Raw genomic sequence first — 14,416 nt, 5'->3', positions numbered from 1 at the left:
CATGCGTATCGTCGTCGCCCTCGGCGGCAACGCCCTGCTCCACCGCGGCGAGCGCCCCGACGCCGCCGTCCAGCAGGCGAACATCGACCGGGTGGCCACCGCCCTGGCGGCTCTGGCACACGAGCACGAGGTCGTCCTCACCCACGGCAACGGCCCCCAGATCGGCCTGCTCGCCATGGAAAGCGCGTCCGACCCCGCCCTCAGCGCCCCCTATCCGCTGCACCTGCTCGGCGCCCAGACCCAGGGGATGATCGGCTCCCTGCTGGCCTGCACCCTGCACGACGCCCTGCCCGGCCGCCGGATCGCCACGCTCGTCACCCACACCCTCGTACGGGCCGACGATCCGGCCTTCGCACGACCCACGAAATTCGTGGGACAGACCTACTCCCGGGAGGTGGCTCGGTCCCTGGCACGCAAGCGGGGCTGGCACATCGCCCGGGACACCGGCGGCTGGCGCCGCGTGGTGCCCTCCCCGGTACCGGAACGGATCCTGGAGACCGACACGGTCCACGAACTGCTGAACGCCGGCGCTCTGGTGATCTGCGCCGGCGGGGGAGGCGTTCCCGTCACCGCCGACAAGGTCACCGGGGCGCTGACCGGGGTCGAGGCCGTCGTGGACAAGGACCTCACGGCCGCGCTGCTCGCCGAGGACCTCAAGGGCGACTTCCTGCTCGTCCTCACCGACGTCCCCTGCGTGTACGAGGACTACGGCACACCGGCCCAGCGGCCCGTACTCGACGCCACCCCCGCCGAACTGCGGCGAAGGGGCCTTCCCGAAGGCTCGATGGGCCCCAAGGCCGAGGCGTGCGCCCGGTTCGTGGAACGCACGGGGGGACTGGCCGCGATCGGCGCCCTGGACGCGGCGTACGAGATCGTCCACGGCCGATCGGGCACGCTCGTCCGCCCCGAGATGACAGCGGGCTGAGACGAAGGGCCGATCGGCCCGGGTGTGAGGGGCCGGTGGCCGCCCGCTGGTGTGCCGACGGACCCTCCCGGCGGCCGGGGCCGACGAGAAGGATCGGCAGTACAGAAGGAGCAACCGTGCGAACCGAGGAGAGACCGGCGATGACGGTAACGGTGACGGCTGGACCCCGGACGCCGCAGGCGTGGCGGGACTTCGCCGGCGCGGGCTGGCGCGAGCGGATCGACGTCCGCGACTTCATCCAGGCGAACTACACGCCGTACGAGGGTGACGCGGCCTTCCTGGTCGGCCACACCGAGCGCACGCGCGCGGTGTGGGAGAAGGTGAGCTCCCTGTTTCCCGAGGAGCGGCGCCGGGGCATCCTCGATGTCGACCCGGCCAATCCGTCCACGATCACCTCGCACCGGCCGGGCTTCATCGACCGTGACCGCGAGCTGATCGTCGGCCTCCAGACCGATGCCCCGCTGCGGCGGGCCATCATGCCCAACGGCGGCCTGCGGATGGTCGAGAACGGGCTGAAGGCGTACGGCTACCAGGCAGATCCCTTCGTCACCCGGGTCTTCGGCACCTACCGCAAGACCCACAACGACGGAGTCTTCGACGCCTACACTCCCGAAATGCGCACCGCACGCAAGGTGGGCATCATCACCGGACTGCCGGACGCCTACGGCCGTGGCCGGATCATCGGCGACTACCGGCGGGTCGCCCTGTACGGCACCGACCGGCTGATCGAGGCCAAGCAGGCCGAGAAGGCCCTGCTGGACACGCAGCCCTCCACCGCGGACGTCATCCGCGATCGCGAGGAACTCACCGAGCAGATCAGGGCGTTGAGGGAACTGGCTGAGATGGCGGCCACCTACGGCTGCGACGTCTCCCGTCCCGCCGCCACCGCCCACGAGGCCGTGCAATGGCTCTACCTCGGCTTCCTGGCCGCGGTGAAGGAGCAGAACGGCGCCGCGATGTCGCTGGGCCGCACCTCCACCTTCCTGGACGTCTACCTCCAGCGGGACCTGGTCGCGGGGCTCATCGACGAGACGCGTGCCCAGGAACTGATCGACGACTTCGTGATCAAGCTGCGGATCGTGCGGTTCCTGCGCACCCCCGAGTACGACGCGCTGTTCTCCGGCGACCCCACCTGGGTGACGGAGTCCATCGGCGGCATCGGCGACGACGGCCGCACGCTGGTCACCCGCACCTCATTTCGCTTCCTTCAGACCCTGTACAACCTCGGTCCGGCCCCCGAGCCCAATCTGACCGTGCTGTGGTCGCCGCGACTCCCCGCCGGCTTCAAGAAGTTCTGCGCCCAGGTCTCCATCGACACCAGTGCGATCCAGTACGAGTCCGACGACCTCATGCGCCCGCGCACGGGCGACGACACCGCGATCGCCTGCTGTGTCTCGGCGATGGCCGTCGGCAAGCAGATGCAGTTCTTCGGGGCGCGGGTCAACCTCGCCAAGGCACTGCTGTACGCCGTCAACGGCGGCCGGGACGAGATGACCGGCGAACAGGTCGCCCCCGAGGCACCTGCGCTGACGGGTGAGTACCTGGACTTCGCCGAGCTGTCGGCGGCGTACGACCGCGTCCTGGACTGGCTGGCGGAGACATACGTCAACACCCTCAACGTCATCCACTTCATGCACGACAAGTACGCCTACGAGCGCATCGAGATGGCCCTGCACGATCATCCGGTGCACCGGTTCATGGCCTGCGGGATCGCCGGGCTCTCGGTCGCCGCCGACAGCCTGTCCGCCGTCAAGCACGCGCGGGTGAAGGTGTTCCGCGACGCCACCCGCCTCGCCGTCGATTTCCGCACCGAGGGGGAGTTCCCGGCCTACGGCAACAACGACGACCGCGCCGACAGCATCGCCGTCGGCCTCGTGGAGTCCTTCATGGCCAAGGTCCGCAAGCACCCCACCTACCGGGACGCCGAACACACCCAGTCGGTACTGACCATCACCTCGAACGTCGTCTACGGCAAGCACACCGGCAACACGCCCGACGGCCGGCGGGCCGGCGCGCCCTTCGCGCCCGGCGCCAACCCGATGAACGGGCGCGACCGCCACGGCGTGGCCGCCTCCGCCCTCTCCGTCGCCAAGCTGCCGTACGAACAGGCGCGGGACGGGATCTCGCTGACCACGACGATCACTCCGGAAGGCCTGGGTCACGACCCGGACGAGCGCGCGGATCACCTGGCCGGGATCCTGGACGCGTACATGTCCTCCGGCGGCTTCCACATGAACGTCAACGTCCTGGACCGGGCGACCCTGGAGGACGCCATGGAGCACCCGGAGAAGTATCCGGAGCTGACGGTCCGGGTCTCCGGATACGCCGTCAACTTCGTCCGGCTGACCCGTGAACAGCAGCTCGACGTGATCAGCCGCACCTTCCACGGTTCGCTGTGAGCACGATGATCAAGGGCCGGATCCACTCCTGGGACCTCTCCACCGGCGTGGACGGTCCCGGGACCCGGTTCGTGCTCTTCGTCAGCGGCTGCTCGTTGCGCTGCCTGTACTGCGCCAACCCCGACACCTGGCACATGCGCGACGGCCGGGAGACCACGGTGGAGGAGGTGATGGCCGAGATCGAGAAGTACCGGGCCTTCGTCACGACGGCAGGCGGCGGAGTCACTCTCACCGGTGGCGAGCCCCTTCTCCAGTCCGCCTTCACCGCTGCCGTGCTCCATCGCTGCAAGGAACTCGGGCTGCACACCGCCCTCGACACCTCCGGCTTCCTCGGCGTCCGTGCCGACGACACGCTCCTCGCGGACACCGACCTGGTGCTCCTGGACATCAAGTCCTTCGACATCGGTACGTATCGCAAGCTCACCGGCGGCGAGCTGGCCCCCACCCTCAACTTCGCCACCCGCCTGGACCGGCTCGGCGTCCCCGTGTGGATCCGTTACGTCCTGGTCCCCGGCTGGACCGACGACGAGACCGCCGTCGACGGCCTGGGCGCGTTCCTGGCCGGGCTGGGCAACGTCGACCGGGTCGACGTCCTGCCCTTCCACAAGCTCGGCAGCCACAAGTACGAGGCCCTCGGGATCCCCTTCCCGCTCAAGGACACCCCGACGCCCGACCGGGACCTCGTCCAGCGGGTCCGTGCACAGTTCCGCGAGCACGGGGTGCGGGCGGTGTGAGCCGACACCCGCCTGTCCGCGCGATCCCGCCGCCACCCTGTGGACGCGGGGCGTTCGCCCCTCTCGTGGGCCGGTCGGCCCTCAGGAGGGACCCTCCGGCCTCTTCTGCCTCGGATCACGGGGCTCGGAGACTTACGGTGCATCCCCCAAGGAGGTTCGCACATGCCCACCATCACCGTCGGTCTCGACGGCTCGCCCGCAAGTCTCGCCGCCGCAGACTGGGCGGCTCGGGAAGCGGTACAACGCGATGCGCTCCTGCACCTCGTTCATGCCGAGGACCCGCCCCCTCCCTACGCGCCGTTCGGTGGTGTTCCGTCGCTCGGCGCGATCGAGGGGCAGCACGAGTGGGCCGCGGATCTGCTGCGCAAGGCCGAGTCCCGGCTCGCGCGGCGCCACCCCGGTCTGCTGATCACCAGCCGGCTCACCGGAGACCAGGCCGTCCCCGCACTGCTCGCCGCCGCCGAGGACAGCGATCTGCTGGTCCTGGGGTCCCGGGGCCTGGGTACCGTCGCCGGGTTCCTGGTCGGCTCCGTGGCACAGGCCGTCGTGGCGCGTACCGTACGACCCGTCGTCCTCGTTCGGGCCACTGAGCACGCAGCGGACGAGCACCTGCCGGACGCCGCGGGCGCCGGGGTGACCACCACTCCGTACCGTGACGTGGTGCTGGGGCTGGACCTGGAAGAGCCGAGCGATGCCGTCATCGAGTTCGCCTTCAGGGCCGCTCAGCAGCGCGCGGCCGGCCTGCGCGTGGTCCATGGCTGGAACCCGGCCGCCGTCTACGGCTACGCCGCCGCCGTGGACGCGGGACTCAACGAAGAGCTGGCCGAGGAAACACGGAACGGGCTGAGCGACGTCCTGCGACCGTGGAAGGACAGGTTCCCCGGGGTCAAAGTGCATGAGCAGGCCGTGATCGGTGGCGCCGGCCGTCATCTCGTGCACGCCTCGCGGGACGCGGCGCTCGTCGTCGTCGGCCGCAAGAAGCGCCGCGCGGCGGTCGGTGGCCACGTCGGCCCGGTGACACACGCCGTGCTGCAACACGCCTGCGCACCGGTCGCTGTGGTGCCGCACGACTGACCTCGGGCCGGGCGTCCGCCGCTCGCCGCACCACCTCCGGTACGCGTCCACGGCAGTGGGCAGGGAAGATCGAGTCCTCGCCCGCTGGCTCCGTCAGGCAGGCCGTGTGCGTCCAAGTCGTCCCGCAGGCGCTGCTTCACACGGGTGAGGGCGAACACGACTTCGTGCCGGGCGAGTTCGCGGCACGGTTCGTCGAGGAGAGGTGCCCTGGGCCCCGGCGCACTCCGTGTGTCGGGGCGTGCCGTGTCGATGCCCAACAGCCTCTCGAAACAGGGCCGTTCAGCCCCATGGTCGCGGACCTTCGGCATCCGGCGCCGTCCGGTGCACAGGACCAGAGTGAGTCACGTCAGACAACGACCCGACCGCCTTCGAAGGGAAACCCACCATGTCCGTGCACGAGCACCCGCACCGGAGCACCGGCTTCCACCTGCCGTCACTGCGCGGGAACCGGGCCGCCACCGCATCCGAGTCCGCCGAGTCGGCCGTGTCGCCGGACACCGTCACGCACACCGTGCCGGCCTACGCCCTCGCCTCCCTGCGCCTGCTCACCGGGTTCGTCTTCCTGTGGGCCTTCCTCGACAAGACCTTCGGCCTCGGCTACGCGACTCCGTCCGGCAAGGGCTGGATCGACGGCGGATCGCCGACGAAGGGCTTCCTCGGCTCCGTCGCCGTCGGGCCGATGGAGTCCACCTTCCACTCCTGGGCCGGCGACCCGTGGGCGAACTGGCTGTTCATGCTCGGTCTGCTCGGGATCGGCCTCGCGCTTGTCCTCGGTGTCGCGCTGCGGATCGCCGCCGTCGCCGGGACCGCGATGATGATCCTGATGTGGGTCGCCGAGTGGCCGCCCGCGCGGCACATCTCGGACGGCTCGCTGAGCATGTCGACGAACCCGTTCGCCGACTACCACCTGATCTACGCCGTCGCCCTGATCGTCCTGGCCGCCACAGCGGCCGGCGACACCCTCGGCGCGGGTCGGCTCTGGGCCCGGCTGCCGATGGTGCGCGACCACGGCTGGCTGCGCTGAACACCGGCGGCGCGGTGGGCCCGTCATCCGGCCCACCGCGCCGAGCCCTTTCCCGGGCCGTCCGGTCCCGATCCGGGACCAGTGGCCCCTGCACAACGAACCCCCCTAAGACGACGCTGGAATCGGATCCCTCGCCCCAGGAGGTGGAGATCATGCTCCGCACCATCACCGTAGGTCTCGACGGCTCGCAGGAGAGCCGGGCAGCCGCCGAATGGGCGGCTCGCGAAGCTCGGCTGCGCGACCTGCCCCTGAAGATCGTCCACGTCTGGGAACCGGTGCCGGAGCCCATGGCCCAGGCGCCGCTCCTCGGTGCGGAGACCCAGCAGCACTGGACCGAGCGGATCCCCCGGGAGGCCGCCGAGGGCATCAGCCTGCGGCACCCCGGAGTCGAGGTGATCAGGGAGCAGCTCTCCGGCTACCCGGGTCACGCGCTGGCCGAGGCGGCGAAGAGCGCCGAACTGCTCGTCCTGGGCTCTCGTGGTTTCGGCGGGATCGGCGGGTTCATGGTCGGCTCGGTCGGCATGTCCGTCATCGCCCACACGGACCGCCCCGTGGTGCTGGTGCGGGCACTGGAGCAGGCCGCCGACGAGCACGAGCCGGACCCGGCGGGCGTTCCGTCCGCCGCGACCCCGTTCCGGCCGGTGGTGCTCGGACTCGACATCGGGCACCCGGACGAGACGCTGATCGAGTTCGCCTTCGACGCCGCCAGGCGCCGCGCGACGTCCCTGAGGGTCGTCCACGGCTGGAACCCGCCGCCCTACTACGCGTACGGCACACCGGCCAACCCCGCACTGCACGAGGCACTGGCCCTGACAGATGCCGAGGCGCTGGCCGAGGCCGTGGCCCCCTGGCGGAAGAAGTTCCCGGACGTGGAGGTCGTCGAGCAGTCCCGCTACGGCAGCCCCGCGATCCACGTCGTGGAGGCCTCCCGTCACGCATCTCTGGTCGTCGTGGGCCGGCGCATCCGCCGCAGCTCCTTCGGCGCCCACATCGGGCACGTCACCCACGCGGCCCTGCACCACTCCACCGCCCCCGTCGCCGTCGTCCCGCACAGCTGACCACCCTGAGGACCTGAGGAGAAGAGACCATGAAGGCAGCGGTCGTACGCGCGTTCGGTGAGCCACTGGTCATCGAGGAGCGACCCGATCCGGAGCCCGGCCCCGGCCAGGTCCGCGTCCGGGTGGAGGCGTCCGGGCTGTGCCACACCGACATCCACGCGGCCCACGGCGACTGGCCGGTCAAGCCGAACCCGCCGTTCGTTCCCGGGCACGAGGGTGTCGGTCTGGTGGAGGCGCTCGGCGAAGGCGTCACCCATCTCGCACTCGGGCAGCGCGTCGCCGTGCCCTGGCTCGGCAGGGCCTGCGGGCGGTGCGAGCACTGCCTGTCCGGCTGGGAGACCCTGTGCGAGCAGCAGATCAACACCGGCTACGGCTGCGACGGCGGCTACGCCGAGAAGATGCTCGCCTGGGCCGACTTCGCCCAGCCCGTGCCCGACGGGATCAGCGCCCTGGAAGCCGCCCCGCTGACCTGTGCGGGCGTGACGACGTACAAGGCGCTGAAGGTCGCCGACGTCAGGCCCGCCCAGCTCGTCGCGATCTCCGGGATCGGCGGGCTCGGCCATCTGGCCGTGCAGTACGCGAAGATCGCGGGCGCCACGGTCGCCGCGATCGACGTCACCGACGAGAAGCTCCGGCTGGCCGCGGAACTAGGCGCGGACATCGTCATCGACGCCCGCAAGGAGAACGTCGGCGAGGCGCTCAAGCGGCACGGCGGCGCCCACACCGCCATCGCGCTCGCGGTGAACGACGCGGCCTTCGAAGCCGTCAACTCCGGGCTGCGGCGCGGCGGCAAGCTGGTCATGGTGGCCCTGCCCGCGCACGGCACGGTCCGCGTGCCCATCTTCGACACCGTTCTCAACGGCACCTCGGTGATCGGCTCGATCGTCGGCACCCGGCAGGACCTCGCCGAGGTCTTCCAGCTGCACGCGGCCGGCCGCACGAAGGTCATCTACGAGACCCGACCTCTGGCCTCGGTGAACGAGTCCATCGACGAGGTACTGCGCGGCCAGGTCAAGGCACGCATCGTCTTCGACCTCGGAGCGCAGCGGTGAACACGGTGGGACTGCCCCTGGTCGTCGGTGTGGACGGCTCCGAGCCGAGCCTGCGCGCCGTCGACTGGGCGGCCGACGAAGCAGTTCTGCGCGCGGTGCCGCTGAAGGTGGTGTACGCCTCCCTCTGGGAGCGCTATGAGGGCAGCGCACTCGCTTCGGACGTCGGCAAGCCGTCGGAGGAGGTGAGGGCGGACGACATCGTGGGAGCCGCCGCGCGGCGTGCCCTCCGCCGTCGACCGGGCCTGAAGGTCTCCGCGGACGTGCTGCCCGAGGAGCCGGAATACGCGCTGGTGCGGGAAGGGCGCAATGCCTCCGCGCTGGTGCTCGGCACCCGGGGCCGCAGCGGCCTCGTCGAGATGCTGCTCGGGTCCGTCAGCCTCACCGTGGCCGCACACGCGGACTGCCCGGTGATCGTGCTGCGCGGCAGCCACGACAACCGGGTGGGCGCGGGGTCGCGAGGGCGCGTCGTGCTCGGCGTGGGGGAGGCGGGGAAGGACTCCGCGGCGACGGGCTTCGCCTTCCAGGAGGCGAGGCTGCGCGCCGCACCCCTGGACGCCGTGCGCGCGTGGCGGTGCCCCGCACACGAGAGCGTGGACCACCCTCTCCTCGCCGGCGAGCCGGCGCGACTGCACGAGGAACACGCCGCCGAAGCTCTGGAAGAGGCCCTGAAGGACGCCCCGACGGACGTCGAACTGCACCGACGCACCGTCGAGGGACCCGCCCGCAGAGTCCTGCTCGACGCCTCGCGCGACGCCGGCCTGCTGGTGGTCGGTGCCCGGCGCAACCCCGGGCACCTCGGGCTCCAGCTCGGGCGTGTCGCCCACGGAGTCCTGCACCACGCCGCCTGCCCTGTCGCGATCGTGCCCGAGCAGGCGTGAGCGCCCAACGACCCGACCGACCACTCGACGCCTTCGGAGTCACCATGTCCACCGTCCGGCACCAGGACGCCACCGCACCCACCGACGAAGAGCTGCGCACCCTGGACGCACACTGGCGCGCCGCCAACTACCTGGCCGCGGGACAGATCTACCTGATGGCGAACCCGCTGCTGCGGGAGCCGCTGCGACCCGAGCACATCAAGCCGCGGCTGCTCGGGCACTGGGGGACGTCGCCAGGCCTGAACCTCGTCCACACGCACCTCAACCGGGTGATCAAGGCCCGCGGGCTCGACGCGCTGTGCGTCTGGGGTCCGGGCCACGGCGGTCCCTCGGTCCTCGCCAACTCCTGGCTGGAGGGCAGCTACACCGAGACGTATCCGGACGTGACGCGCGACGAGGACGGCATGGCCCGGCTGTTCCGGCAGTTCTCGTTCCCCGGTGGCGTGCCCAGTCACGTCGCCCCGGAGACGCCCGGTTCGATCCACGAGGGCGGCGAGCTCGGCTACTCGCTGGCCCACGCCTACGGCGCCGCCTTCGACAATCCGGATCTCCTCGTGGCCTGCGTGATCGGCGACGGCGAGGCGGAGACCGGGCCGCTGGCCGCCGCCTGGCACTCCAACAAGTTCCTCGACCCCCTCCACGACGGAGCTGTCCTGCCGATCCTGCACCTCAACGGCTACAAGATCGCCAACCCGACGGTGCTCTCCCGGATCCCGGAGGCCGAACTCGACGAGCTGCTGCGCGGCTACGGCCACGACCCGATCCACGTCACCGGCGACGACCCCGCCAAGGTCCACCGGGCCATGGCCGCGGCGATGGACGACGCACTCGACCGCATCGCCGTCATGCAGCGCACCGCCCGCGAGGACGGTGTCACCGAGCGCGTGCACTGGCCCATGATCGTGCTGCGCACCCCGAAGGGCTGGACAGGACCGGCCGAGGTGGACGGCGAACCCGTCGAGGGCACCTGGCGCGCCCACCAGGTGCCCCTGTCCGGCGTCCGTGAGAATCCGGAGCACCTGCGGCAGCTGGAGGCGTGGCTGCGCTCGTACCGGCCCCGGGAACTCTTCGGACCCGACGGCCGTCCCACTGCCGACGTCCTCGCCTGTGTCCCGGACGGCGCCCAGCGGCTCGGCGCCACCCCGCACGCCAACGGCGGCCTGCTCGTGCGCGACCTGCCCGTCCCACCGCTCGACGACTTCGCCGTACCCGTCGACAAGCCGGGCACCACCCTGCACGAACCGACCCGCGTTCTCGGCGACCTCCTCGCCCGGGTGATGAAGGACACCGGCGAGCGACGGGACTTCCGCCTCGTCGGCCCGGACGAGACCGCGTCCAACCGGCTTCAGGCCGTCTTCGACGTCAGCGGAAAGGCGTGGCAGGCCGAACACCTGCCGGTCGACGAGCACCTCGAGCACCACGGCCGGGTGATGGAGATCCTCTCCGAACACACCTGCCAGGGCTGGCTGGAGGGCTATCTGCTGACCGGCCGGCACGGCCTGTTCTCCTGCTACGAGGCGTTCGTGCACATCGTCGACTCGATGGTCAACCAGCACATCAAGTGGCTCAAGACGTCGAGGGAGTTGTCCTGGCGCGCGCCCATCGCCTCCCTCAACTACCTGCTCACCTCGCACGTCTGGCGCCAGGACCACAACGGCTTCTCGCACCAGGACCCCGGCTTCGTCGACCACGTCCTCAACAAGAGTCCCGAGGTCGTCCGCGTCTACCTCCCGCCGGACGCCAACACGCTCCTGTCGGTCGCGGAGCACGCCCTGCGCAGCCGCGACTATGTCAACGTCATCGTGGCGGGCAAGCAGCCCTGCTTCGACTGGCTCTCCCTGGACGCCGCCCGGGCCCACTGCGCCCGCGGGGCCGGCATCTGGGAGTGGGCGGGCACCGAGAACGGCACCCGCGAACCCGACGTGGTCCTCGCCTGCGCGGGCGACGTGCCCACCCTGGAGGTGCTGGCCGCCGCGCAACTGCTCCGCCGGCATCTGCCCGACCTGGCCGTGCGCGTGGTCAACGTCGTCGACATGACCCGGCTCCTCCCGCGCGAGGAACACCCGCACGGGATGAGCGACTTCGAGTACGACGGACTGTTCACCACCGACAGGCCGGTGATCTTCGCCTACCACGGGTACCCGTGGCTGATCCACCGCCTCGCCTACCGCCGCACCGGGCACAAGAACCTTCACGTGCGCGGCTACAAGGAGTCCGGCACGACGACCACGCCGTTCGACATGGTCGTCCGCAACGACCTCGACCGCTACCGCCTCGTCATGGACGTCATCGACCGGGTCCCCGGCCTCGCCGTGCGGGCCGCCGCGGTACGCCAGCGGATGGCCGACGCCCGCACCCGTCACCAGGCCTGGATCCGGGAGCACGGCACCGACCTGCCCGAGGTCGCCGACTGGACCTGGACGGCCTGACCCGGCCCGACGACGCCGACCGCCCCGGGACCATCAGCGGAACGGGGGGCCGATCGGCCCCCCGTTCCGCCCCGGACAGCCCATGGGGCCGCCCTCCGGTCTGCCGGACGATCGAAGTGTCGAGAGGCATGGAGGAGACCTGCGATGACGGACGACCTGATCGACCGGCCCACGGTCCACGCCCTGCTCGCCGACGGCACCACCGTGTGCATACGGCCCGTGCGGCCGAGTGACCACGACCAGGTGCAGGGGTTCTACGAGGAGATGTCGGCGGACAACCTCCGCCTGCGGTTCTTCTCGGCGAGCCGACGGTCGGCCGCCATGGCCGCGGACCGGGCCAGCGCCCCGACCCGTCCGGGCTACCGGGCCCTGCTGGCCGAGGCGGACGGTCGGGTGATCGGCCTCGCCGAGTACGACACCGCCGGGGAGAAGGACGACGCGGAGGTCTCCATCGCCGTTGCCGACGGTCTGCACCACCGGGGCGTGGGCACCCTGCTCGTCGAGCACCTGGTCTCGGCGGCGCACGCGGAGGGCATCACCACCTTCACGGCCGACGCGCTGAGCGAGAACCACGAGGTGCTCCGTCTCTTCGCCGACCTCGGCCTGCGCACCTCCCGCCGCTTCGAGGGACCGGAGGTGCGCTGCACCGTCCACCTCGACCAGGACGACACCTACCTGTCTGCCGTCGAGGCCAGGGGCCGCGCCGCCGACGTGGCCAGCCTCCTGCCGTTGCTGCGCCCGGACGCCGTCGCCGTCGTCGGTGCCGGACGCACGCCGGGGTCGGTGGGCCGGGCGATCCTCCACCATCTGCACCAGGGCGGCTTCACCCGGCGGCTCTTCGCCGTGAACCCCCGCGTCACCTCGGTGCTCGGTGTGCCGTCCCACCCGTCCGTCGCGGCCCTGCCCAAGACTCCCGACCTCGTGATCGTGGCCGTGCCGGCCGGCGCGGTCCCGGCCGTCGCCGACGAGTGCGGCCGGGCCGGGGTGCGTGCGCTCGTCGTCGTCACCGCCGGACTCGACCACACCCAGGCGCGGTCCCTGCTGGACGCCTGCCGCACCTACGGCATGCGGCTCGTCGGACCCAACTGCCTCGGCGTCGCCAACACGGACCCCGAGCTGAACCTCGACGCCACCTTCGCCGCCGAACACCCCCGACCCGGGACGGCCGGTGTCGCCGTGCAGTCCGGAGGCGTCGGCATCGCCCTGCTCGACGGGCTCTCCCGGCTGGGCATCGGAGTCTCGTCCTTCGTCTCGCTCGGCGACAAGTACGACGTCAGCGGCAACGATCTGCTGCAGTGGTGGGAGAGCGACGGCCGCACCGACCTCGCCCTGCTGCACCTGGAGTCCTTCGGCAACCCGCGCGCCTTCTCCCGGACCGCCCGCCGCGTCACGCGTCGCGTCCCGGTGCTCACCGTCGACACCGGACGCACGGACGCGGGGCGCCGCGCGGCCGCCTCGCACACCGCTGCCGCCGCCACCCGCACCATGACCCGCGGAGCGCTGTTCACCCAGGCGGGCATCACCGCGACCCGCTCGGTCGGCGAGCTCCTCGAAACCGCGGCCCTGCTGCACTCCCAGCCGCTGCCGGAAGGCACCCGCGTCGCGATCGTCACCAACGCGGGCGGCGCGGGAGTGCTGGCCGCCGACGCCTGCGTGGAGGCGGGGCTGGCCCTTCCCCCGTTCACCCCCGCCATGGTCGAGGAACTGCTCGGCGTGCTGCCGGACGGCGCCGCCATCGGCAACCCCGTCGACGCCACCGCCGCCGTGTCCGAGCAGCAGTTGACCGAATGCGTCGACCGTCTGACCCGGTGCACCGGTATCGACGCCGTCGTCGTGGCCCTCGTCCCGACGGCGGTCGCGGTGGCCACCGGTGACGACCTGGTGCGGGCCGTCACCGCCGCTCCCGGCCGGCGGGCGATGCCCGTGGTCGCCGTACGCCTGGAGCAGGACCGGTCCATCAGACTGCTGCCCGCCGCCGACGGCGGCACGATCCCCTCCTACGCCGAACCGCAGGCCGCGGCCCGTGCCCTCGCCCGCGCCGCCGACCGGGCCGCCTGGCTGGCCAGGCCCGCCGGTGTGGTCCCGGTCCTCGACGACGTCGAGACCGTGCGGGCCCGAACGGTGGTCGAGGAGTACCTCGCGCTGACACCCGACGGCGGCTGGCTCGACCCCCGCGCCTGCGCCGACCTGCTCGCCTGCTACTGCATTCCGCAGATCCCCTGGGCCTGGGCCGAGACCGAGGACGAGGCCGTCCTGGCCGCCGAGCGGCTGCCCGGACTCGACGGCCGGGTGGTCATGAAGGCCCAGTGGCCCGGACTCGTCCACAAGAGCGCACAGCACGCCGTCCACCTCGACCTGCGCGGCGACTCCCAGGTGCGAGCGGCCTTCCGTGACCTGGCGAACCGCTTCGACGGACTGATGACCGGAGTGGTCCTGCAGCCGCTCGCCGCACGCGGCACCGAGCTGTTCGCGGGCGTCGTCCAGGACGAGGTCTTCGGCCCGCTCGTCCTGTTCGGGCTCGGCGGTACCGCGACGGAGGTGCTCGCCGATCACGCGGCCCGCCTCGCCCCGCTCACCGACCGCGACGTGCACGAACTGATCACCGCGCCACGCTGCGCCCCGCTGCTGCTGGGCGCGGACGGAAGCGCCCCCGTCGACCTGGAGGAGCTGGAACAACTGCTCCAGCGGTTGTCCCGGATGGCCTCCGACCTCCCGCAGCTCGCCGAGGTCGACTTCAACCCCGTTCTGGCGGCGCCCGGCGGTGTCACCGTGCTCGACGCGCGAGTGCGACTTCTGCCGCGCCGCCCCCAGGACCCCTACCTGCGCCGACTGCGCTGAGGAGG

At 71.7% G+C, this 14,416-nt stretch carries 10 protein-coding genes; all 10 read left to right on the top strand.

The features are described from left to right. Position 1: 1 nt before the first annotated feature. The 10 genes from OHU34_RS04585 to OHU34_RS04540 all read left to right on the top strand — a co-directional run bounded on the left by OHU34_RS04585 (position 2) and on the right by OHU34_RS04540 (position 14,411). Complete coding sequence (locus OHU34_RS04585; protein ID WP_405764891.1) at positions 2-925, top strand: carbamate kinase; 924 nt, start codon at positions 2-4, stop codon at positions 923-925. Positions 926-1,065: 140 nt separating this feature from the next. Beyond that, entirely contained in the window at positions 1,066-3,324 is a 2,259-nt protein-coding gene (pflB, locus tag OHU34_RS04580) for a formate C-acetyltransferase (protein WP_405764888.1), read from the top strand. A 5-nt stretch (positions 3,325-3,329) separates the two neighbouring features. Then, complete coding sequence (pflA, locus tag OHU34_RS04575; protein ID WP_200839977.1) at positions 3,330-4,058, top strand: pyruvate formate-lyase-activating protein; 729 nt, start codon at positions 3,330-3,332, stop codon at positions 4,056-4,058. Positions 4,059-4,220: 162 nt separating this feature from the next. Beyond that, the gene (locus tag OHU34_RS04570; protein ID WP_142267590.1) at positions 4,221-5,132 is read left to right on the top strand and encodes a universal stress protein; all 912 of its coding nucleotides are present in this window, start codon (positions 4,221-4,223) and stop codon (positions 5,130-5,132) included. Between the two features lie 385 nt (positions 5,133-5,517). Then, on the top strand, positions 5,518-6,156 hold the full coding sequence (locus OHU34_RS04565) for a DoxX family membrane protein (protein WP_142267591.1): 639 nt from the start codon (positions 5,518-5,520) through the stop codon (positions 6,154-6,156). A 152-nt stretch (positions 6,157-6,308) separates the two neighbouring features. Continuing rightward, a complete protein-coding gene (locus tag OHU34_RS04560; protein WP_142267592.1) occupies positions 6,309-7,214 on the top strand; it encodes a universal stress protein in 906 nt (301 codons plus the stop codon). Between the two features lie 29 nt (positions 7,215-7,243). Continuing rightward, positions 7,244-8,266: a zinc-dependent alcohol dehydrogenase gene (locus OHU34_RS04555; protein WP_142267593.1), complete on the top strand. Its 1,023-nt coding sequence runs from the start codon at positions 7,244-7,246 to the stop codon at positions 8,264-8,266. After that, positions 8,263-9,144 carry a universal stress protein gene (locus tag OHU34_RS04550; protein WP_142267594.1) on the top strand — a complete coding sequence of 294 codons (882 nt, stop codon included), beginning with the start codon at positions 8,263-8,265 and terminating at the stop codon, positions 9,142-9,144. Before OHU34_RS04555 ends, OHU34_RS04550 begins: the two co-directional genes overlap by 4 nt. Before the next feature lie 44 nt (positions 9,145-9,188). Then, positions 9,189-11,573 (top strand): phosphoketolase, encoded by a 2,385-nt coding sequence (locus OHU34_RS04545; RefSeq protein ID WP_142267595.1) that lies wholly within the window; start codon positions 9,189-9,191, stop codon positions 11,571-11,573. 144 nt (positions 11,574-11,717) lie between these two features. Beyond that, positions 11,718-14,411 carry a bifunctional GNAT family N-acetyltransferase/acetate--CoA ligase family protein gene (locus tag OHU34_RS04540; RefSeq protein ID WP_142267596.1) on the top strand — a complete coding sequence of 898 codons (2,694 nt, stop codon included), beginning with the start codon at positions 11,718-11,720 and terminating at the stop codon, positions 14,409-14,411. The last annotated feature ends 5 nt before the right edge of the window (positions 14,412-14,416 follow it).

Origin of the sequence: Streptomyces sp. NBC_00080 (genome assembly GCF_045041255.1) — a bacterium.
Classification (GTDB): Bacteria; Actinomycetota; Actinomycetes; order Streptomycetales; family Streptomycetaceae; genus Streptomyces; species Streptomyces coriariae.
The sequence above is the reverse complement of the archived record's forward strand: the minus strand, read 5'-3'. Positions and strand labels throughout refer to the sequence as shown.